Genomic DNA, 20,242 nt, shown 5'->3' on the forward strand with positions numbered 1-20,242 from the left:
GCCGTTCTCTTTCCGGATGTCGGGGCTACTTCTTCAGCGCAGCCAGGATTTCCTTGAGCAAGTCGTTGTCCGAAGGCCCGGCAGGCGCAGCGGGTTCTTCCTTCTTGGGCATCAGCCTGTTCATGAACTTCACCAGCATGAAGACGACGAAACCGATGATGATGAAGTTGATAAGTGCGGTGATGAACGCGCCGTAAGCGAAGACGGCGGCACCCGATTCCTTGGCAGCGGCCAGCGAGGCAGGCGCGGTCCCCGAAAGATCGAGGAACATGTCCGAGAAGTTGACCCCGCCCAGGATCAGGCCGATGACCGGGTTGATCAGATCGCCCACCAGGCTGTTGACGATCGCGGTGAAGGCAGCGCCGATGATGATACCTACGGCGAGGTCCATCACGTTGCCTCTCATAAGGAAGGCTTTGAACTCATTCAGCATTTCACTGTTCCCTTGTCAGTCCCGCCTTGGCTGACGGGTTTTCTGATTGCTCAGGCTCGACGGCCTGCGCGAACTTATCGCATAGGTGAACAGAATGTTAACGGGGAATTTTCCCCGTTCCATGCATAAGCCAGCCCGCTGTGACGCCAAGGCTGCAGTCTTTCAAAGGCCCCGCGGTGCCGCCGCGCGCCGCAAACGGTCGTTGATCGCGCGGCCCAGCCCCGTCTCGGGCACCGGGGCAAAGGCGATGCGCCCGCCCGGTCCTGCCAGACGGTCCGCCGCGCGCAAGCTTTGGAACAGCCGCGACGCCGCCTCGACCAGATCGCCGGTCTCGGACAGTGACAACGCGCCCTTCACCAGTCCGAAGCCAACCAGCACCTCACCTTGCCGTGCCGTGGTCGCGTTCAGCCGCAGGGCCGCGTCCGGCGCGTAGTGTGAGTCAAGCTGGCCCGGAGACGTCGGCTTCCCCGCGTCGCCGCCGGACGCCAGAGGTTCGCCCAGGGCCGCTTCCAGCATCTCGACCGGCACCCCGCCGGGACGCAACAGCACTGGCTCGGGGTCGGCCAGAACGATGGTCGACTCCAGCCCCACCGCACAGGGCCCGCCATCCAGCACCGCCGCAATCCGGCCCGTCAGCCCCTCCAGCACATGGGCGGCCTCGGTGGGCGACACCCGCCCCGAGGGGTTGGCCGAGGGCGCCGCCACCGGGCCATCGAACGCGCGCAACAGCCGCTGCGCCAGGGGATGCGCCGGGATGCGCACTGCTACTGTCTGCAACCCCGCGGTCACCAGGGGCGAAATTCCTGCCCCGTCGCGCAAGGGCAGAACCAGCGTCAGCGGCCCCGGCCAGAAGGCCTGCGCCAGCATCCGCGCCTTAACTCCGACGTGCGCGATCTTTTCCACCGCGACAAGATCGGGCAGGTGGACAATCAACGGGTTGAAGCTGGGCCGCCCTTTGGCCTCGTAGATCCGCGCCACGGCCCGGTCGGACCGCGCATCCCCGCCCAGCCCGTAGACTGTCTCGGTCGGGAAGGCGACCAGCTCGCCCACCGCCAGCAGCCGCGCGGCCTCGGTGATCCCGGCATCGTCTGGGGCAAGGGTTTGGGTCATGGTGACGCAGCGTCCAGCTTGATGGGTTCGGCGAATGGAATAGCCTTGCGACGGGCCGTCCATAAGCCAGCCCCCCCGTTTTGCCAAGCTTTGACCGAAAGAGCCTCCAATGCCCTACCGCGCCCCCGTCAGGGATATCCGCTTCATCCTGGATCACGTGGTGGGCTTTGCCGAGGTCGCTGCGACCAACCGCTTCGCTGCCGCCACCCCCGACCTGACCGAGGCGATTCTGACCGAAGCCGGGCGGCTTTCGACCGACATCCTGGCCCCCCTGAACCGGGTCGGCGACCAGCACCCCGCGCGGCTGGAGAATGGCGTCGTCGTCTCCTCCCCCGGCTTTGCCGACGGCTACCGCGCGATTGCCGACGGCGGCTGGGTCGGCATGGCCGCCAGCCCGGCCTATGGCGGCATGGGCCTGCCGATCTCGCTGGCGCTGGGGGTAGACGAGATGATGTCCAGCGCCTGCCTGGCGCTGCAGCTGAAACCCTTGCTGACCAAGGGCCAGATCGAGGCGCTGGAGCACCACGCCTCGGACGAGATGAAGGCGCTATACCTGCCGAAGCTGACCTCGGGCGAATGGTCGGGCACGATGAACCTGACCGAGCCGCACGCCGGATCGGACGTCGGCGCGCTGCGGACGAAAGCGGTGCCGAACGGCGACGGGACCTATGCGATCAGCGGGCAGAAGATCTTCATCACCTGGGGCGACAGCGACCTGACGCCGAACGTCTGCCACCTTGTCCTTGCGCGGCTGCCCGACGGGGCCGAAGGGACGAAGGGCATCAGTCTGTTCATGGTCCCGAAATTCATCCCCGACGCCCAGGGGCAGCTTGGCGACCGCAACAGCCTGCGGGTGGTCAGTCTGGAACACAAGCTGGGCATCCACGGCAGTCCGACTTGCGTCATGGAGTACGCGGGCGCGACGGGTTGGCTGGTGGGCGCGCCGCACAAGGGGATGGCGGCGATGTTCACGATGATGAACAACGCCCGGCTTTCAGTCGCCGCGCAGGGCGTGGGCCTGGCCGAAGCCGCGCTGCAGCACGCGCTGGCCTATGCCGAGGCGCGGCACCAGGGCGCAACGCCCTTGTCGGCGGACGGGCCGATTTTGGACCACGCCGACGTCCGCCGGATGCTGGCAACGGCACGGGCCGAGGTCTTTGCGGCCCGGGCGATCAGCCTGGCCTGCGCCAAGGCGATCGACATGGCGACGGCGACCGGCAGTCCCGATTGGCAGGCCCGTGCCGCGCTTCTGACCCCCATCGCCAAGGCCTACGGGACCGATGTCGCCTGCGAAGTGTCGGGGATGGGGATGCAGGTGCATGGCGGGATGGGCTTCATCGAAGAGACGGGGGCGGCGCAGTACCTGCGCGACGCGCGCATCCTGCCGATCTACGAAGGAACCAACGGCATCCAGGCGATGGACCTTGTGGGGCGGAAGCTGGCCGATTGCGGAGAGGCGGCGTTCCGGCTGATCGACGAGGTCCAGCGCGGGGCCGAGGCTGGCCGCGACCGCCTGCCCGATCTGGCGGACGAGGTCTGGCACGCGGCCGAGGCGCTGCGCGAAGGGACCGAGGCGATGCTGGCCCTTCCACTGAACGACCGCTTCGCCGGCGCGGCTCCCTACCTGCGCGCCTTCGCGCGGGTGTTGGGCGGGCAGGCGCACCTGAAGGCCGCGCTGGCTGACCCAGGGCGGGAGGCGCTGGCCCGGGTCATGATCCGTCGGCTTTTGCCCGAGCTGGGGGGTCTGTTGGCGCAGGCCAAAGAAGGGGCGGCGGGGCTTTATGCGGCGGGCCCCGGCGACCTTGCGGCCTGATATCCACACGCTGGTGCGATCCGCTCTCCGACGAGAAGACGAAGTCGCACGAGGAGGCGTCCCGGCAAGACGGCGACCGGCCTACCCGCCGATCCGGTGCAGGACGCGGGTCAGGGCTTCATCCCAGGCCTGAAGCGCCTGCCGGGCGGTCAGTGTTGTGACAAGCAGTTCCGAAATACCGCCGGGTGTGATGACCTCGCGCTGGATTTCGGGAAGGCTGCGGTCTTCGGACAGCAGCACCTCGGCATTGCCGCGCAAGGTAGCCGCGACCAAAGCGCGGGCGGTGGCGGAAGGGAGACCCTGCTCCTCATACCAGCCGATGGCTTGGGCCATCCAGACAAAGCTGGCACCCGAGAAGGCACCGAAAGTGGCGGCGGTGGTGAAGCTCGCCTCATCCTCGAAGACCTGGACCGGGCCGGTCGCGGCAAGAAACGGTCGCCAGAAGGCGTCGTCGGGACACAGGATCGACGGCCCGATCCCCAGCGCATTGGCATAGCCCGGCATCATGCTGACCGCCGCCCGGGCCGGGCCGATCACCGAGTGCAGTCTGGCAAGCCCCGTCCCGGCCATTGCCGACAGCACCGGCTGTTCCGGGCGGAAGGTCAGGCGGGCAAGCTCCTCTGCCCCCGTCGCTGCAGGAAGCGAGACGAAGACCCCGTCCGCCGCATCCACCACGGCCTGATTATCGGCGGCAACCTCGCAGCCATACTCCGCCGCCAGCCGGGCCGCGACCTCGGCATTCCGGGGCGACAGGATCAGCCGATAGCCCGCCCCCTGCAGCCCCCGCACCATCAGCGCGGCCAGTCCGCCGACGCCAAGGATGCCGATGGTCGTCACGGCATTTCCTCCAGCACCTCGGCCATCGCCTTGGCTGTGGTCCAGACGTCAGCCTCGGTATGGGCGACCGAGGACAGCGAGTGCAGCGTGGCCGAAGGGTTCATGTAGACCCCCTTGTCCATCAGCCGCAGCGCAAAGTCGCGAAACTTCACCCGGTCGACATGGGTGCAGAAGTCACGGTAGTCGGTGATCGCATCGGCTTCTGTGAAGAAGATCTGGAACATCGAGTTGACGCCCTGGACCACCATCTTGTGCCGGTTGGAGCTTTCGGCGATCTGCTGGATGCGTTCGGTCATCATCAGCCCCAGGTGCTTGATCCGGGCATAGCCCGCCTGGTTGTCGGCAAGCATCGTCTCCAGCATCACCTTGGTGACATGCAGCGCCAGACGGCCTGCGTTGTGGGTGCCATAGTGCAGCACCTTGCCCCATTCCAGGCCCGCCATCACGTCGGCCCGCCCGCCGATCATCGCCATCGGAAGGCCCCCGCCCAGCGCCTTGCCGTAGGTCACGATGTCGGGGGTCAGCCCGTAAAGCTCGGCACAGCCGCCCGCCGCCAGACGGAAGCCGGTGACGGTTTCATCCAGATAGAACAGCGCGCCGTGTTTTCGGCACAGCTCCTGCATCCGGTTCAGGTAGCCGGGTTTCGGAGGGATCACGCCCATGTTGGACATCACCCCTTCCGTCACCACGCAGGCCGCCTGATCGCCATGCAAGGCCATCGCGCGCTCCAGCGCCTCGACGTCGTTCCAGCGGACGACGATGGTGTCCTTCCACGCCTCTTCGGGGATACCGGACGAGTCGGGGATGCGGATCGGGTCGTTCGGGTGGCCAAGAAGGGTGGGCGGATAGGGGTTGGTGTTGACCAGGACCGCGTCCCACCAGCCGTGATAGTGCCCCTCGAACTTGATGATCTTGCGCCGCCCGGTGTGCCCCCGCGCCAGGCGGAAGGCGGCCATTGCGGCCTCGGTCCCGGTATTGGCGAAGCGGACCTTGTCGACGTGGGGCAGAAGGGCCACCAGCATCTCGGCCACCTCGACCTCGACCTCCAGCGCGGTGGCGAAATGGGTGCCGCGCGCGGCCTCGCGGGCGATGGTCTCGACGACCTTGGGGTGGGCGTGGCCAAGGGGGAGGGCGCCGAAGGCCATCATCCAGTCGATGTACTCGGTCCCGTCCACGTCATAAAGCCGCGCCCCGGCCCCGTGGCTCATGTAGCGCGGGGCACCGCCGAAGGTCGCCGGCCCGCGCGAGGCCGACGAGACCCCCTCGACCAGCACCTTCTGCCCCCGGTCAAAGAGGGATTGCGATTTTCGGCCGACCATATTCTGCCCCTTCTTGCCTGACGGCGGATTGTTCGCCCAGGAACATCCCGCCGTCAAATTGAGAAGCAGTTAAAAACGCTCGGCGCGCAACACTTCGGCATCCGTCACGCCGATCACGCCGATATGGCGGTCGACGACGGTGAAGGCAGCCTCAAGGAGGGTGTCCAGCTTTTCGGGCCGGACCAGGCAGACGACCGCGACCATGCCGCTGCGGCCGACCTGCCCCTCCCGCGTCCAGCGGCCCGACCGGCCCGAGCCGCCCAGCACCGGCAGGACGGTGAACCCCGTCACCCCGGCCTTTTCCAGCGCGCCAGTCAGGCGGCCCTCCATTGGGGCTTCGATGATGATCTCGACCCGTTTCGCCTTGTGCGTCTGCATCTCAGCCCCCCACAGCCGTTGCCACGGCCACCCAGGCCGGAATACCGATCACCAGATTGAACGGGAAGGTCACACCAAGCGAAAGGGTCAGGTAGACCGACGGGTTCGCGTCCGGCAAGGCCACCCGCATTGCGGCGGGGACGGCGATGTAACTCGCGGACCCCGACAGCACCATCATCAGCGCGACGCCCCCGGTCGACAGCCCGAGCAGCATCCCCGCCGCCAGCCCGAAGGCCGCGCCAACCACCGGCATGACCAGCCCGAAGCCCAGGACCCCCGCCGTCAGCACCCCCTTCGCGTTGCGCATCCCCCGACCCGCGACCAGCCCCATGTCGAGAAGGAACAGGCACAGCACCCCCTGGAAGGGTGCCACGATGAACGCCTCGATCCGCTGCATCCCTTGGTCGCCGGTGACAAGGCCGATCAGGAAGGACCCGACCAGTAGGACAATGGAGCCGTTCAGCAGGATCTCGCGCCAAAGGTCGGCGTCCATCTTCTCGGCCCGGCCCCCGGACCGCGACGCCAGGTACAGGGCCGAGATGATCGCCGGGGCCTCCATCGCGGCGGCGACGGCGACCATGTAGCCCTCGGCCACCAGACCCGCCGACTGCACCACGGAAGACCCGGTGACAAAGGTCACGATCGAGATCGACCCGTAATGCGCCGCGACGGCGGCGGCATCGGTGGCCGAAAGGCGGGTCATCCCTTTCAGCAGACCAAAGGCGACGAAGGGCAGGAGGAAGGACAGGATCACCCCGGCCACCAGCGCCGCAATCAGCGTGCCGTCCAGCCCGTGATCGGCGACGGCGACCCCACCCTTGAAGCCGATGGAAAACAGCAGGTAGATCGACATTCCCTTGGCCACCGCCTCGGGGATCGTCAGCTCGCTGCGGGCAAGTGCGGCGAACAGACCCAGCGCAAAGCACAGGATCATCGGTGTCAGAAGATTGGCACTGGCCAGCGCCAGGATGTCCTGCATGTCCGTCCCCCTCTGGTGTTCACGGCGTTGAACCCGCCTTTTCCGTTCGGTATGACGCAAGCCCTGCAAAGCGCAAGTCGGAAGCCACCAGTCCGGTTTCGTTCTTCCCCGACTCAAGGCAGCCTGCTACAGATAGCGGCATGACGCTTCACACCCCCAAGATAACGGGCGCTTCTGGCCGTCCGGTGATCCGGCAACTGGACGAGGCCGCAATCAACCGCATTGCTGCGGGTGAGGTTGTGGAACGTCCTGCCTCGGCTGTGAAGGAACTGGTCGAGAACGCGCTGGACGCCGGGGCCTCCCGCATCCAGGTCGATATCGCCGACGGCGGCAAGACGCTGATCCGGGTCACGGACGACGGCTGCGGCATGAGCGGGGAGGACCTGCCCCTGGCCCTGTCGCGCCATGCGACGTCCAAGATCGACGGGTCGGACCTGCTGGACATCCGCAGCTTCGGCTTCCGCGGTGAGGCGCTGCCCTCGCTTGGGGCCGTGGGGCGGCTGACCATCACCTCGCGCGCCGAGGGTGACGCCGCGCAGATCACCTGCGAGGGCAGCCGCCTGTCCCCGGTGAAACCCGCCGCGCTGACCCGTGGCACGGTGGTCGAACTTCGCGACCTGTTTTTCGCCACGCCCGCCCGCCTGAAATTCCTGCGGTCGGACCGCGCCGAGCTGCAGGCCGTCACCGAAGTGATGCGCCGCCTGGCGATGGCCGAGCCGCTGGTCGGCTTCACCCTTCGCGACGTGACGGGGGGTGAGGCGCGCCCCCTCTTCCGCGCCGATCCGGCGACGGGCGACCTCTTCGACGCGCTGCAGGCCCGACTGGCCAGCGTCATCGGCCGCGACTTCACCGACAACGCGCTGCGGATCGACGCCGAACGCGAGGGGCTGCGCCTGCAAGGCTATGCCGCGCTGCCGACCTACTCTCGCGGGTCGTCGGCTCAGCAATACCTCTTCGTCAATGGCCGCCCGGTGCTGGACCGGATGCTGTATGGCGCCCTCCGCGCCGCCTATTTCGACGTCCTCTCCCGCGACCGGCACCCGGCGGCAGTCCTGAACCTGATCGCCGACCCCCAGCGCGTCGATGTCAATGTCCACCCGGCGAAGGCCGAGGTCCGCTTCCGTGAACCCGACGCCGCGCGCAGCCTTATCATCACCGCGCTGAAATCCGCCCTTACCGGCGCAGGCCATCGCGCCTCCTCGACCGTGGGTGCAGCCACACTGGACGCCTTCCGCCCCGAGCCGCGTATCTACCAGATGGACCGCCCCAGCCCTGCCACCTTCGCCCGCGCCTTTGCCTTCCAGGCCCCCGGTTTCGCCGAGGCCCCCCAGGCCGCCGCCTTTGCCCCGCCCAGCGAGGAGAAGGCGCAGCCGCACGAGGAGCAGCCCCAGGCGCACCCCCTTGGGGCCGCCCGCGCGCAGCTGCACGAAAACTACATCGTCGCCCAGACCGCACGCGGCATCGTCCTTGTCGACCAGCACGCCGCCCACGAGCGCCTGGTCTACGAACGCCTGAAGCGCCAGCAGACCGAAACCGGCATCCGCGCCCAGGCCCTTCTGATCCCCGAGATCGTCGACCTCTCTCCCACCGACGCCGCCCGTATCCTCGACGCCGCCCCGGCGCTGGCCGAGGTTGGTCTTGGCATCGAACCTTTCGGCGGCAACGCCGTGGCGATCCGCGAGACCCCCGCGATCCTCGGCCCGGTCAACGGCGCCGCCCTTCTCCGCGACATCCTGGACGAACTGGCCGACGCCGGGACCAGCGACCTGATCCGCGCCAGGATCGACGCCATCCTGTCGCGCATGGCCTGCCACGGCTCGGTCCGCTCCGGCCGCCAGATGCGCCCCGAAGAGATGAACGCCCTTCTGCGAGAGATGGAGGCGACACCCCTTTCCGGCCAGTGCAACCACGGGCGGCCCACTTATGTGGAACTTAGCCTGCACGATATCGAACGGCTGTTCGGGCGGCGATGATCCCGCTCTTCGGCCAGACCTATGCGTGGAACTCGCCCGAGATCCTGCTTTTCGGCGGGGCCGCACTGGTGTTGCTGGTGTTCCTGGTCCTGATCCTGCGCGCCGCAGCCCAGGCCTCGTCGACCGCCGCCCCCCTGATGCGTGAGGTGTCGTGGCTCTCCTCCCGCCTGCAGGCCTTGGGTGACGGGCAGGAACGGCTTGCGGGCGGCCTCCACCACGTGTCGGAAACCCAGGCCGTCAGCCAGACCGCGATGCTGCAGGTGATGGAACAGCGCCTGGCCGAAGTGCAGCGCCAGATGACCGAGGCGTTGCACGGCACCTCGACCCGCACGGCGCGCAGCCTGGGTGAGCTTCAGCAAAGGCTGGCGACCATCGACAAGGCGCAGGCGAATATCGAAAAGCTGTCGGGCAACGTCCTTTCCCTGCAGGACATCCTGTCGAACAAGCAGACAAGGGGCGCTTTCGGGGAAATCCAGCTGCATGACATCGTGCAGAAGGCCCTGCCGAAGGACGCCTACACGATGCAGGCCACGCTTTCCAACGGCCGCCGGGCGGACTGCCTGATCCACCTGCCAAACCCGCCCGGCCCCATCGTCATCGACGCCAAGTTCCCGCTGGAGGCTTACGAGGCGCTTCGCCGCGCCGACAGTCCCCGTCTTCTGCAAGAGGCCGCGCAGCAGATGCGCACCGCCGTCCGCACCCATATCCGCGCGATCAGCGACAAATACATCCTGGAAGGCGAAACTGCGGACGGCGCGCTGATGTTTCTGCCCTCGGAAGCCGTCTACGCCGAGCTGCACGCAAACTTCCCAGACCTGGTGCGCGAGGGTTTCAGCGCCAAGGTCTGGATCGTCTCACCCACCACCTGCATGGCGACGCTGAACACGATGCGCGCGGTGCTGAAGGACGCCCGGATGCGCGAACAGGCCGGCGCGATCCGCAAGGAACTGGCGCTTCTCTACGCCGACGTCGACCGCCTTGGCACCCGCGTCGAAAGCCTGGACCGCCACTTCGGCCAGGCCGCGAAGGATATCGAGGACATCAAGATTTCCTCCGAGAAAGCCGGGAAGCGCGCCCGGCGCCTGGACAACTTCGACTTCGAGGAACTGGCACCCGACCTGGCACCCGACCTGGCCCCACCCACAGCCACCAAAGTGATCGGCGCGGCCGAGTAGGGTGGGCGGTCCCGCTTGCGGGTTCGCCCACCGCCCGATGAAAGACAGCCCATGATCCACCTCACTCCCGCCGACTACAGGACCCAGCCCTGGAAGAACGGACGCGGCACCACGACCGAACTTCTGCACCTCACCGACCCGGCGGGGACTACCCTCCTCCGCCTCTCCCGCGCCTCGGTGGTCGAAGACGGGCCGTTTTCGCTGTTTCCCGGCATAGACCGCAACCTTACCGTCCTGACCGGCGCAGGGTTCCGGCTGACCGGCTCCGGGCTGGACCTCCGCTGTGACCCGCTGATCCCGGTGGCATTTCCCGGCGACGTTCAGGTCCGCGCGACCGAGACCAACAGCCGACCCTCTGACGATTTCAACGTGATGACCGCCCGCCACCTGCCCCGGCCCGAGGTGACGGTCGTGCAGAACACCTCCCTGCCGGTAGGCGGCACGCTGGCGCTTTATGCCTTGGGGGCGTGCCGCGTGAACGGCGAAGACATCGCGGCAGAAGACCTTCTGATAGCGACAGAACCCGCCCACCTTTCGGGGGACGGGTCCGTGATCGCAGTCCGGTATTTCGGTCGTTAGATCCGCAGCAAGGGCTGCGCCAGACGCGGAATCAGCCCCCGGAACCGCAAGGGCGCATCCGTCGCGGCAAGGCAGATGCAGTCCTGCCCGGCCAGCGCCACCGGAGTATGCTCCAGATCCTCGCCGGCAATCTCGATGTCGCCGCGGTCGAAGCGGTCATTGGCGTCGGCAAAGGCCCCCTGCAGGACCAGCGTCAGCTCCATCCCCCGGTGGCCGTGGTCCGGCACCGCCTTGCCCGCCGGGATGTACAGAAGCCGCGCCGAGGCGTCCTTGCCGGTGGGCAGGATCGCCTGCTTCACCCCGCCGCCAACCTTGCGCCAGCGCACCGCCGAAAGATCGCCACCGATGTAATCGGCCAGGGGCGCCGGGAAGATGCCAGCCGGCTTGAGAGGTTGCGACCGCGTCGCTTGCGGCAACCCTTCGATCCGGGCCAGCGTCCGGGCCAGGGCATCCTCGCCCATCGCGATCTCGTCCGCCTCTTCCAGAAGCGTCCCGCCGACGGCGTCGAACGACCCCAGCCGGGCGCGACATTCGTCACACAGCGACACATGCGTCGCGACGACCAGGTTGAAGGCCTCGGGCAGCTGGCCGGCCGCGTAGCCCATCAAGAGCTGGTCCGAGAGATGGTGGCGTATCGTCATGTCCCTACTTCGTCCTTCAACCCATCTGGTGGCGCAGCTTGTCCAGCGCCAACCGAATCCGCGATTTGATCGTCCCCAGGGGAAGCCCCGTCTCGGCGGCGATCTCGCTGTGCGAGAGATCGCCGTAGAAGGCGCGTTCGATCAGTGTCCTTTGCGGCGCAGGCAACGCAGCCAACGCGCGCCCCAGCCGTTCCGTCTCTTGCTGGGTCTCCAGCACCTCGGCCATGTCAGGCTCTGGCTCGGGGCCCCAATCCAATTCCTCCGGCTCGGCTCGGCGCGCCTTGCGCAGTGCGTCGATCCGCCGGTTGCGGGCGATGGTATAGACCCAGGTCGCCACGCTGGCCCGGCTGGGGTCGAAAAGATGCGACTTCTGCCAGAGCGTCGCCATGACGTCCTGCGCGCACTCCTCGGCCAGCGCGGCCCCGGCACCCGACTTCATCAGGAAGGCCTTTACCCGTGGGGCAAAGTGCCGGAACAGCGCCGCAAAGGCCGCCTTGTCCTGATCGTCGCGCACCTTCACCAGAAGGGCGGCCCAGTCTGTCTCGTCCTCCGCCTTCGCCAACGACCCGTCCTTCTTCTGCCGCGAACCGGCCCGTGCAACCGCGCCCGAAAGCACCGGCGGCATGGCCTGTTCCGTCATAGCGGCTCTGCTGGCGTCAAGCATCATACAGCTTCTACGCCGGCAACCCGCAGCCGGATCATTTTTCAGCGACTTGGAGCAGCGCGGCAACAAGTCAAGGAAATGTGTCAACTTGGTTTGACAGTTTTTCCGGGTGTGTCAGGGTGGCTCAACCTGACAGGAAACTTTCTTCAATCCGGCCCCGCAAGGCTGGGGGCAGGGTGATCCGATCAGGCATCCGTTGCGTAACCATGTGAAGACCAAAGTCAGGGAAGTCCGCTTAGATGCCTTTCGAACAGTTCGGCCCCACCCCCCGCCGCATCGCCGTGATCGGGGGGGGCATTTCCGGTATGGCCGCAGCCCACATGCTGGCCGACCGCAACTCTGTGGTCCTGTTCGAGGCCGAGCCGCGCCTTGGCGGCCATGCCCGCACCGTGATCGCGGGCAAACGGAAGGACCAGCCGGTCGACACCGGGTTCATCGTCTTCAACCAGGTGAATTATCCCCACCTCGTCCGGCTCTTTGAAAAGCTGGATGTCCCAGTCACCGAAAGCAGCATGTCCTTCGGTGCCTCGATCCGCGGCGGCGCGGTGGAATACGGGCTGGCCTCGATGGACTCGATCTTCGCCCAGCGCCGCAATGCCTTCAACCCGCGCTTCCTGCGGATGCTGTCGGACATCCTGCACTTCAACCGCAACGCCGAGGCGGTGGCCAACGATGCCGGCATGACCATCCGCGAGCTTCTTGCCCGCCTTGGCACCGGCACCTATTTCCGCGATCACTACATCACCCCCTTCTCGGGCGCGATCTGGTCAACGCCCACTTCGGGCATCCTGGACTTCCCGGCCCAGGCGCTGGTCCGCTTCTTCCGCAATCATGCGCTGATGGACGTCGAAGGCCAGCACCAGTGGTACACCGTCAAGGGCGGCTCGATCGAATATGTCCACCGCCTGCAGGCCGCGATGACCGCCCAGGGCGTCGACATCCGCACTGCGACCCCCATCGCAGCCGTCCGGCGTGAGGCCGGTTCGGTCTTCGTACGCGCCGTGGGCTGCGAGCCCGAACTGTTCGACGACGTCATATTCGCCACCCATTCCGACATCACGCTGCAGCTTCTGACCGACGGCACGCCCGAGGAAACCGGCGCCCTTGCCGCGATCCGCTACCAGCCGAACCAGGCGGTCCTGCACTCCGACGCCAGCCTGATGCCGAAATCGCGCAAGGTCTGGTCCTCCTGGTCCTATGTCGAGCCGAAATCCGGCCCCGGCGAACGCATCGACCTGACCTACTGGATGAACTCCTTGCAGCCGATCCCGCAGGATGATCCGCTGTTCGTCACCCTGAACACCACGCGCCCGATCAGGGACGAGCTGATCCACGACGTGAACACCTTCCACCACCCGGTCTTCGACGTCGCCGCCCTGGAGGCTCAGGATCGCATCCGCACGATGAACGGCAGCCGCAACACCTGGTTCTGCGGCGCCTGGATGCGCAATGGCTTCCACGAAGACGGCTTCGCCTCGGCGGTGGACGTGGTGCAGGCGATGGCCGAGCGCCACGCCTTCCGGCTGGTCGCGTGACCGGAAACGGACATACGGGGGTCCAGCGGATTCCGGCGGAAACCTTCCACGGCCGCAAGGGCGCGGTGAAGAACGCCTTCCGCTACTCTGTCGACTACCTGCTCCTCGACCCGGCAAAGGCGAAAGGCCCCACCCTCTTTTCCCGCAACGCCCGCAACCTGATGTCGGTCCACGACGCCGACCACGGCGGCACCCCTGGCCAGGGCAGCGGGGCCGCCTGGACGCGCGAGGTGCTGGCCCAGCACAATCTCGCCCACGACCGACTCCTCCTCCTCGCCCAACCGCGCCTTCTGGGCCACGTGTTCAACCCGGTCAGCTTCTGGCTGTCCTACGACCATCTCGGCCACCTGCGCGCCGTCATCGCCGAGGTCACCAACACCTACGGCGACCGCCATTCCTACCTTTGTCACCGCGAGGATCGCGCGCCCATCTCGCGCGAAGACACCATCGTCGCGCAGAAGATCTTCCACGTCTCGCCCTTCCAGCCTGTTGCCGGAACCTACACCTTCCGCTTCGACATCCGCCCCGACCGGATCGGCATCTGGATCGACTACACCACGCCCGGCGGCGGCCTCTTCACCAACCTGATCGGCCCGCGCCAGCCCCTGACCAACCGCGGCATCCTCGCCTCCGCCCTCCGCCGCCCCTTCGGCTCACGCCGCGTTCTGGCGCTGATCCACTGGCAAGCGCTGAAGCTGTGGCTGAAGAAGGTCAAGTTCCACGGCCGCCCCACTCCACCCACCGAAGACATCTCGCGATGACCCGGCCCCTTTCGCGCCCGCCCTTCATCTTTGCACCACTATCCCCGCCGGAGACTCCGCCGCCTCCACCCCGACCCACCCCTGCTTTCATACTGGCCCAAATATCCTCGCCGAAGGCGCCCGAGTGTGTCTGCGTCCTTCACGCAGACACGCGAGACAAAAGGCACGCGCCGCAAGGCGCTCAATTCGACAGCTGCCGATGACCACCCGCCTCCCGGCCTGGTCGCTGTTCGCCGCCCTGATCGCAATGGCGGGCCTGCCGATCTACATCCATGCGCCCAAGTTCTTCGTCGACAGCTACGGCATCTCGCTGGCAAGCCTGGGCCTGACCCTCGCCGCGCTGCGGCTGATCGACGTCGTCCAGGACCCGCTCCTCGGCTGGCTTGCCGAGGCGACACGGCCCCGCCGTCGTCTGACCGTCGCCATTGCCAGCACCTTGATGGCGGCGTCCCTCTGGGGCCTCTACGCCGTGACACCCCCCATAGCACCGCTCCTGTGGTTCGCCGTCACCCTGACTGTCCTCTTCTCCGCCTTCTCCTACCTCACCATCTGTTTTTACGCCGAGGGCGTGACCAAGGCCGCCACCCTCGGCCCACAGGGACACATCCGCCTCGCTGGCTGGCGTGAGGGCGGATCACTCCTCGGCGTCTGCCTGGCCGCCACCGCGCCCGTCGCCCTGGCCCCCCTGACCGAAACCCCCTTCACCGCCTTTGCCCTGATCTTCGCCGCCGTGGCCCTGTTCGCCACCCTTGCCATGCACCGCGAATGGCAGGGCACGCGTGCCGAGCCGACGCCAAACCCGCTGAACCTTTTTCGTCCTGTCCTTGCCGACCCCCTGTCCCGCCGGCTCCTCCTGATTGCTCTCTTGAACGCTTCCCCCGTTGCCGTCACCTCCACCCTCTTCCTCTTCTTCGTCGAAAGCCGCCTTGGCCTGCCCGGCTGGGAGGGGCCGCTCCTCCTCCTCTTCTTCCTTGCCGCCGCCGCCTCGACCCCGGTCTGGAGCCACCTTGCCCGCAAGCACGGCCCGAAACCCATCCTCCTCGCCGCGATGACCCTTGCGATCGCAAGCTTCCTCTGGACCCTCACCCTCGGGACCGAAGACCTCATCCCCTTCGCCCTGATCTGCGCCGCGTCCGGGGCCGCGCTCGGGGCCGACCTCACGCTGCTCCCCGCCATCTTCGCCCAGCGACTGGCCCAGACCGGCACGCCCGAGGCCGCCGCCTTCGGCCTGTGGTCCTTCGTGTCGAAGCTTTCCCTCGCGCTGGCGGCGTTGACGATCCTGCCCGCGCTGCAAGCCGCCGGCTTTCAGACCGGGCAGCAGAACCCGGAAAGTGCCCTTGAAACACTCACATTGATCTATGCGGGCCTGCCTTGCGTATTGAAGCTGACCGCCATCGTGCTTCTCGCCCGGACCCACCTGACAATGCCCTTGAAGGACACCATCCGATGACCCCGATCCTCTCCGCCCTTGCCGGCGCGCTGGTCGTCCTTGCCCTGATCGCGCTGCGCAACCGCTTCGCCTCGTTCCAGGCCCAGGACCCCGCCGACTACTCTGGCAAGGGACCTGACTTCGACCTGCGCCGCCACCTCTCCGGCCCCCTGGCCTGCGAAGGCGTGATCTTCGGGCCGACCGGCCGCGTCACCTCGCGCTTTGTGGCGGACATGCAGGGCACCTGGGACGGCACCACCGGCACTCTGGCCGAGGTGTTCCGCTACGACAGCGGCACCATCCAGCACCGCGCCTGGACACTTGCGGTTGCACCCGATGGCCAGATCATCGCCACAGCGCCCGATGTGGTGGGCCAGGGCACCGGCCGTGCCGAAGGTTCGGGCGTGGTGCTGCGCTACCGCATCCGCCTTACGCCCGAGGCCGGGGGCCATGTCCTGGACGTGACCGACTGGATGTATCTTCTGGAAAACGGCACGATCATGAACCGCTCGCAGTTCCGCAAGTTCGGGATCAAGGTGGCCGAACTGGTCGCCACGATGCGCCCCGTGCCCGTCGAAGCGCGGCAACTGGCCGCCGCGGAATGAGAGATTTCAGGGGCAAGCGCTACTGGCTGGTCGGCGCGTCCGAGGGGCTGGGCCTGGCCCTTGCGCAGAAGCTTAGCGCAGCCGGGGCCGAGGTGATCCTGTCGGCGCGCACCGAAGACAGCCTGAAAGCCGCCGCCGCCACCCTTCCCGGCCCCGCGACGATCCTGCCGGTGGACGTCGGCGACAGCGCCAGCGTTACCGCCGCTGCGACACAGCTGCCCGATCTGGACGGACTGGTGTTCCTTGCCGGCGTCTACTGGCCGATGCGCGCGCAGGACTGGGACGCAAAGGCCGCCGAGGCGATGGCCAACGTCAACTTCACCGGCTGCATCCGGGCCGTGGGCGCCGCGCTGCCGGGGATGGTCGCCCGGAACAAGGGCCATATCGTCATCACCGGCTCGCTCTCCGGCTTCCGCGGCCTGCCCGGGGCGATCGGCTACGCGGCGTCCAAAGCCGGGACGATGGTGCTGGCGGAATCGCTTTACGCCGACCTGCGAAAAAGCGGCGTCACGGTGCAACTGGCGAACCCCGGCTTCATCCGCACCGGGCTGACGGCGAAAAACGATTTCACCATGCCCTTCATCATGGAACCCGAAGCCGCCGCCGAGATCATGTTCCGCACATGCAATCCGGCCGCTTCAAGATCAGCTTCCCGACCGTCTTCTCATGGCTCTTCCGTGGCGGCAATTTCCTGCCCGACGCGCTGTATTACCGGATGTTCCCGCCGAAATGACGCGCAGGCGTAGGGTGGGCGATATCGCCCACCCTACCCCCGTCCCTAGCCATGCTTGACCATCACGTGGCGAACCACGGTGTAGTCCTCCAGCGCATAGGCCGACATGTCCTTGCCGTAGCCGGACTGCTTCAACCCGCCGTGCGGCATCTCGTTGGTCAGCATGAAGTGCGTGTTGATCCAGGTGCAGCCATAGCGCAGCCGCGCCGCCGTCGCCATCGCGCGCCCCACATCCCGGGTCCAGACCGATGACGCCAGCCCATAGTCGCTGTCATTGGCCCAGCCCACCGCCTCATCCACTTCGCTGAACGGAGTGACCGAGACCACCGGCCCGAAGACCTCGCGCCGGACGATCTCGTCGTCCTGCTTGGCCCCGGCGACGACAGTGGGGCGGTAGTAGAAGCCCTGGTCCATCGCCTCGCCCCCCGTCGTCACCTGCACATGGTTCAGCTCACGCGCGCGGTTGACGAAGCTTGCCACCCGGTCGCGCTGGCGCTGGCTGATCAGCGGGCCGATTTCATTGGTGGCGTCGTCCTCCGCCCCCAGCACGATGGACGACGCCGCCGAGGTGAGGTCCGCGACAAGATTGTCATAGACCTTTTTCCCGGCATAGACCCGGCAGGCCGCGGTGCAGTCCTGTCCGGCGTTGTAGAATGAGAACGCCCGCAGCCCCTCAACCACCGCCGAGATATCGGCATCGTCGAACACGATCACCGGGGCCTTGCCGCCCAGCTCCAGATGGGTGCGCTTCACCGTCTTGGCGGCGGCATCCAGCATCTTCTTCCCCGTCGCCACGTCACCGGTCAGCGAGATCATGTCCACCTGCGGATGGTTGATAAGATAGCTGCCCACGGTCTGCCCGCGCCCGGCGATGACGTTGACAACGCCTTCGGGCAGCACCTCGGCCAGGATCTGCGCCAGCTTCAGCGCGGTGAGCGGGGTCTGTTCGCTGGGCTTGAACACCACCGTGTTGCCGCCCCCGATCGCCGGTCCCAGCTTCCAGGCCATCATCATCAGCGGATAGTTCCAGGGCGCAATCGACGCCACCACGCCCACCGGATCGCGCCGGATCATGCTGGTATGACCGCTGAGATACTCTCCGGCCACCGTCCCGGTCATGCAGCGCACCGCGCCCGCGAAATAGCGGAAGCAGTCGACAATCGCCGGGATCTCGTCATTGCGCGCCGCGTTGATCGGCTTGCCGCAGTTCAGCGCCTCCAGCGCCGCGAACGCATCCGCCTCCGCCTCGATCCGGTCGGCGATCTGCAACAGCGCCGAGGACCGTTCCGCCGGCGTGGTCCGAGACCAGCCCTCGAAGGCCTTCCGCGCGGCGCCCACCGCCCGGTCAACCTGCGCGGTCGAGGCTTCGGGCACCTCCAGGATCAACCCGCCGGTGCGGGGGTTCAGGATCTGCTCGGGCGTCTCCTGCCCCGCTTCGAAGGCATTGCCGATGAGAAATTTGGTCTGGATGGTCATTGGGGTAGTCTCCCTATTTGCCCATGCCGGCGGTCTCGGACCCGCCGCGGGTGAGGTAGTAGGCGATGAGGATCGGCACGAAGGTGGCCGCGAAGACCACGATGGCGACGACGTTGGTGACGGGGCGCTGACGCGGGCGGACAAGCTCGTTCAGCATCCAGATCGGCAGGGTCGACTGCTGGCCTGCGGTGAAGGTGGTGACGATGACCTCGTCGAACGACAGGGCAAAAGCCAGCATCCCCCCGGCCAGCAGCGCCGAGCCGAGGTTCGGCAGAAGCACATGGCGGAAGGTCTGGAAGCTGTTGGCACCCAGGTCGGCACTGGCCTCCAGAATTCCGCCGGACAGGCGGCGCATCCGGGCGATGGCGTTGTTGTAGACGATGACGATGCAGAAGGTCGCGTGGCCGAGGACGATGGTCCAGGTCGAGAACGGGATGTCCATGATCCCGAAGGCCGACCGCAGCGACATTCCGGTGATGACCCCAGGCAGTGCGATGGGCAGCAGGATCAGCAGGCTGACCTGGTCGCGCCCGAAGAAGCTTGCCCGTGCCATCGCGGCGGCGGCCAGCGTGCCAAGGATCATAGCCATCACAGTGGCGATGGCGGCGACCCGCAGCGACAGCCACAGGGGCGGCCAGATATCCTCACGGTTCCAGGCGACGGCGAACCATTGCGTCGTGTAGCCGGGCGGCGGGAAGGCGTAACTGCGCTCTTCGGTGGTGAAGGCGTAAAGGAAGATCAGAAGGATCGGCAGGTGGAGGAACAACAGCCCCCCCAATGCTGCGGCTTTCAGACCCCAAGAGGCTTCAGAGCGCATCGAAAGCCCCCGCCCGTTTGGCCAGTGACAGGTAGACCAGCATGATCAGGATCGGCACAACGGCGAAGGCGGCGGCCAGCGGGGTGTTCCCCGCCGTGCCCTGCAACTGATAGACCGTCAGCCCAATGAAACGCGACGAATCCCCCACGATCTGCGGGATGATGTAGTCGCCTAGGGTCAGCGAGAAGGTGAAGATCGACCCGGCGATCACCCCCGGCAGCGCCAGGGGCAGGATCACCGTGCGGAAGGTCTGGCTACGCGTCGCCCCCAGATCGGCCGAGGCTTCCAGCATCGAATTCGGCACCCGCTCCAGCGCCGCTTGCATGGGCAGGATCATGTATGGCAGCCAGATGTAGACGAAGACCAGGAAGGTCCCGAAGGGCGAGGTGGAGAGGGAGGAGCCTTCGAGCCCCGGGATCGACAGGATGCCGTCGATGATGAACCCGGTCCCTGTGCCCTCTGCCGCCCAGCCCAGGATGCCCTCCTTCGCCAGGATCAGCTTCCAAGCGTAGACCTTGACGAGGTAGGACGACCAGAGGGGCAGCATGACCCCCAGGTAGAAGGCAGCCTTCCACGGGCCCTTGGCATAGCGCGCGGCAAAATAGGCGATGGGGAAGGCCAGAACCGCGCAGGCCAGCGTCACGGCGGTCGCCATCACCACAGTGCGGATGATGATGTCCAGGTTCTGCGCCCGGAAGAGCTCGGCATAGGTCTTCAGCGTGAACTCTTCCTTCACCACGCCCGAGAACTCGTCGATCGAGTAGAAGGACTGAAGGAGGAGGGCGGCAAGCGAGCCAAGGTAAACCACACCCAGCCACAGAAGCGGCGGGGTGATGAGGAGGAGGAGGAGGAGCCTCGGCCGCCGCCAGAAGCTGCCGGTCAGTTGGTCGGCCAGGCCCTTGGTGGGCAGGATCGCCGGAGAGGTCATTGGCATGCCCTCTGGCCGTCAAAATTCTTGAAGGAAGAATTTTGGGCACCCGGCTCT

Annotated in this window: 19 protein-coding genes and 1 pseudogene; 9 read left to right on the top strand and 11 right to left on the bottom strand. The window is 66.9% G+C overall.

Annotated features, from left to right (window positions below):
• Positions 1–25: 25 nt before the first annotated feature.
• Positions 26–433, bottom strand: coding sequence for a large conductance mechanosensitive channel protein MscL (mscL, locus tag U1E69_RS17110; RefSeq protein ID WP_322245633.1), 408 nt, complete (start codon positions 431–433; stop codon positions 26–28).
• Between the two features lie 162 nt (positions 434–595).
• Positions 596–1,543: an L-threonylcarbamoyladenylate synthase gene (locus U1E69_RS17115; protein ID WP_322245634.1), complete on the bottom strand. Its 948-nt coding sequence runs from the start codon at positions 1,541–1,543 to the stop codon at positions 596–598.
• Between the two features lie 109 nt (positions 1,544–1,652).
• Between U1E69_RS17115 and U1E69_RS17120 the strand changes: the two genes are divergently transcribed.
• Positions 1,653–3,356 carry an acyl-CoA dehydrogenase gene (locus U1E69_RS17120; protein ID WP_322245635.1) on the top strand — a complete coding sequence of 568 codons (1,704 nt, stop codon included), beginning with the start codon at positions 1,653–1,655 and terminating at the stop codon, positions 3,354–3,356.
• 81 nt (positions 3,357–3,437) lie between these two features.
• Here U1E69_RS17120 and U1E69_RS17125 read toward each other — a convergent pair whose 3' ends face one another.
• The 4 genes from U1E69_RS17125 to U1E69_RS17140 form a co-directional block, all read right to left on the bottom strand.
• Positions 3,438–4,193, bottom strand: a complete 756-nt coding sequence (locus tag U1E69_RS17125; RefSeq protein ID WP_322245636.1) for an NAD(P)-binding domain-containing protein — start codon at positions 4,191–4,193, stop codon at positions 3,438–3,440.
• The gene (locus tag U1E69_RS17130) at positions 4,190–5,512 is read right to left on the bottom strand and encodes an aspartate aminotransferase family protein (protein WP_322245637.1); all 1,323 of its coding nucleotides are present in this window, start codon (positions 5,510–5,512) and stop codon (positions 4,190–4,192) included. Before U1E69_RS17130 ends, U1E69_RS17125 begins: the two co-directional genes overlap by 4 nt.
• A 69-nt stretch (positions 5,513–5,581) precedes the next feature.
• Positions 5,582–5,890 (bottom strand): P-II family nitrogen regulator, encoded by a 309-nt coding sequence (locus tag U1E69_RS17135; protein ID WP_322245638.1) that lies wholly within the window; start codon positions 5,888–5,890, stop codon positions 5,582–5,584.
• Position 5,891: 1 nt separating this feature from the next.
• Complete coding sequence (locus tag U1E69_RS17140; RefSeq protein WP_322245639.1) at positions 5,892–6,869, bottom strand: sodium-dependent bicarbonate transport family permease; 978 nt, start codon at positions 6,867–6,869, stop codon at positions 5,892–5,894.
• A gap of 140 nt (positions 6,870–7,009) precedes the next feature.
• Between U1E69_RS17140 and mutL the strand changes: the two genes are divergently transcribed.
• Genes mutL through U1E69_RS17155 form a run of 3 tightly spaced genes read left to right on the top strand, consistent with a single transcriptional unit; the run spans position 7,010 to position 10,596 of the window.
• A complete protein-coding gene (gene mutL / locus U1E69_RS17145; protein WP_322245640.1) occupies positions 7,010–8,842 on the top strand; it encodes a DNA mismatch repair endonuclease MutL in 1,833 nt (610 codons plus the stop codon).
• Positions 8,839–10,017, top strand: coding sequence for a DNA recombination protein RmuC (locus U1E69_RS17150; RefSeq protein WP_322245641.1), 1,179 nt, complete (start codon positions 8,839–8,841; stop codon positions 10,015–10,017). Before mutL ends, U1E69_RS17150 begins: the two co-directional genes overlap by 4 nt.
• A gap of 51 nt (positions 10,018–10,068) precedes the next feature.
• Positions 10,069–10,596, top strand: coding sequence for a HutD family protein (locus tag U1E69_RS17155; RefSeq protein ID WP_322245642.1), 528 nt, complete (start codon positions 10,069–10,071; stop codon positions 10,594–10,596).
• Here U1E69_RS17155 and U1E69_RS17160 read toward each other — a convergent pair.
• The gene (locus U1E69_RS17160; RefSeq protein WP_322245643.1) at positions 10,593–11,237 is read right to left on the bottom strand and encodes a ChrR family anti-sigma-E factor; all 645 of its coding nucleotides are present in this window, start codon (positions 11,235–11,237) and stop codon (positions 10,593–10,595) included. The genes U1E69_RS17155 and U1E69_RS17160 overlap by 4 nt on opposite strands.
• Positions 11,238–11,253: 16 nt before the next feature.
• Positions 11,254–11,877: a sigma-70 family RNA polymerase sigma factor gene (locus U1E69_RS17165; RefSeq protein ID WP_322245644.1), complete on the bottom strand. Its 624-nt coding sequence runs from the start codon at positions 11,875–11,877 to the stop codon at positions 11,254–11,256.
• Between the two features lie 263 nt (positions 11,878–12,140).
• Between U1E69_RS17165 and U1E69_RS17170 the strand changes: the two genes are divergently transcribed.
• The 5 genes and pseudogenes from U1E69_RS17170 (at position 12,141) to U1E69_RS17190 (ending at position 16,964) form a co-directional block, all read left to right on the top strand.
• Positions 12,141–13,436, top strand: coding sequence for an NAD(P)/FAD-dependent oxidoreductase (locus tag U1E69_RS17170; protein WP_322245645.1), 1,296 nt, complete (start codon positions 12,141–12,143; stop codon positions 13,434–13,436).
• Positions 13,433–14,197 (top strand): DUF1365 domain-containing protein, encoded by a 765-nt coding sequence (locus U1E69_RS17175; protein WP_322245646.1) that lies wholly within the window; start codon positions 13,433–13,435, stop codon positions 14,195–14,197. The genes U1E69_RS17170 and U1E69_RS17175 overlap by 4 nt, the downstream gene beginning before the upstream one ends.
• A 199-nt stretch (positions 14,198–14,396) precedes the next feature.
• Positions 14,397–15,647, top strand: coding sequence for an MFS transporter (locus U1E69_RS17180; protein WP_322245647.1), 1,251 nt, complete (start codon positions 14,397–14,399; stop codon positions 15,645–15,647).
• The gene (locus tag U1E69_RS17185) at positions 15,644–16,231 is read left to right on the top strand and encodes a DUF3833 domain-containing protein (RefSeq protein ID WP_322245648.1); all 588 of its coding nucleotides are present in this window, start codon (positions 15,644–15,646) and stop codon (positions 16,229–16,231) included. Before U1E69_RS17180 ends, U1E69_RS17185 begins: the two co-directional genes overlap by 4 nt.
• Positions 16,228–16,964, top strand: a pseudogene (locus U1E69_RS17190) (SDR family NAD(P)-dependent oxidoreductase). Before U1E69_RS17185 ends, U1E69_RS17190 begins: the two are co-directional and overlap by 4 nt.
• Positions 16,965–17,009: 45 nt before the next feature.
• Here the strand turns inward: U1E69_RS17190 and U1E69_RS17195 are convergent.
• Genes U1E69_RS17195 through U1E69_RS17205 form a run of 3 tightly spaced genes read right to left on the bottom strand, consistent with a single transcriptional unit; the run spans position 17,010 to position 20,191 of the window.
• Positions 17,010–18,434 (bottom strand): gamma-aminobutyraldehyde dehydrogenase, encoded by a 1,425-nt coding sequence (locus U1E69_RS17195; protein ID WP_416200301.1) that lies wholly within the window; start codon positions 18,432–18,434, stop codon positions 17,010–17,012.
• A gap of 19 nt (positions 18,435–18,453) precedes the next feature.
• A complete protein-coding gene (locus U1E69_RS17200; protein WP_322245650.1) occupies positions 18,454–19,257 on the bottom strand; it encodes an ABC transporter permease in 804 nt (267 codons plus the stop codon).
• Positions 19,247–20,191 (bottom strand): ABC transporter permease, encoded by a 945-nt coding sequence (locus tag U1E69_RS17205; protein ID WP_322245651.1) that lies wholly within the window; start codon positions 20,189–20,191, stop codon positions 19,247–19,249. The genes U1E69_RS17200 and U1E69_RS17205 overlap by 11 nt, the downstream gene beginning before the upstream one ends.
• Positions 20,192–20,242: the final 51 nt, after the last annotated feature.

It is taken from the genome of Tabrizicola sp. (assembly GCF_034366665.1).
GTDB lineage: Bacteria > Pseudomonadota > Alphaproteobacteria > Rhodobacterales > Rhodobacteraceae > Tabrizicola.

What these genes read in the sequence shown, in the direction of transcription:
- U1E69_RS17170 (WP_322245645.1), top strand. Translation starts at nt 12,141, where the DNA reads ATGCCTTTCGAACAGTTCGGCCCCACCCCCCGCCGCATCGCCGTGATC.
- U1E69_RS17200 (WP_322245650.1), bottom strand. Translation starts at nt 19,257, where the DNA reads ATGCGCTCTGAAGCCTCTTGGGGTCTGAAAGCCGCAGCATTGGGGGGG.
- U1E69_RS17180 (WP_322245647.1), top strand. Translation starts at nt 14,397, where the DNA reads ATGACCACCCGCCTCCCGGCCTGGTCGCTGTTCGCCGCCCTGATCGCA.
- U1E69_RS17160 (WP_322245643.1), bottom strand. Translation starts at nt 11,237, where the DNA reads ATGACGATACGCCACCATCTCTCGGACCAGCTCTTGATGGGCTACGCG.
- U1E69_RS17155 (WP_322245642.1), top strand. Translation starts at nt 10,069, where the DNA reads ATGATCCACCTCACTCCCGCCGACTACAGGACCCAGCCCTGGAAGAAC.
- U1E69_RS17115 (WP_322245634.1), bottom strand. Translation starts at nt 1,543, where the DNA reads ATGACCCAAACCCTTGCCCCAGACGATGCCGGGATCACCGAGGCCGCG.
- U1E69_RS17185 (WP_322245648.1), top strand. Translation starts at nt 15,644, where the DNA reads ATGACCCCGATCCTCTCCGCCCTTGCCGGCGCGCTGGTCGTCCTTGCC.
- mscL (WP_322245633.1), bottom strand. Translation starts at nt 433, where the DNA reads ATGCTGAATGAGTTCAAAGCCTTCCTTATGAGAGGCAACGTGATGGAC.
- U1E69_RS17135 (WP_322245638.1), bottom strand. Translation starts at nt 5,890, where the DNA reads ATGCAGACGCACAAGGCGAAACGGGTCGAGATCATCATCGAAGCCCCA.
- mutL (WP_322245640.1), top strand. Translation starts at nt 7,010, where the DNA reads ATGACGCTTCACACCCCCAAGATAACGGGCGCTTCTGGCCGTCCGGTG.
- U1E69_RS17140 (WP_322245639.1), bottom strand. Translation starts at nt 6,869, where the DNA reads ATGCAGGACATCCTGGCGCTGGCCAGTGCCAATCTTCTGACACCGATG.
- U1E69_RS17205 (WP_322245651.1), bottom strand. Translation starts at nt 20,191, where the DNA reads ATGCCAATGACCTCTCCGGCGATCCTGCCCACCAAGGGCCTGGCCGAC.
- U1E69_RS17130 (WP_322245637.1), bottom strand. Translation starts at nt 5,512, where the DNA reads ATGGTCGGCCGAAAATCGCAATCCCTCTTTGACCGGGGGCAGAAGGTG.
- U1E69_RS17120 (WP_322245635.1), top strand. Translation starts at nt 1,653, where the DNA reads ATGCCCTACCGCGCCCCCGTCAGGGATATCCGCTTCATCCTGGATCAC.
- U1E69_RS17150 (WP_322245641.1), top strand. Translation starts at nt 8,839, where the DNA reads ATGATCCCGCTCTTCGGCCAGACCTATGCGTGGAACTCGCCCGAGATC.
- U1E69_RS17165 (WP_322245644.1), bottom strand. Translation starts at nt 11,877, where the DNA reads ATGACGGAACAGGCCATGCCGCCGGTGCTTTCGGGCGCGGTTGCACGG.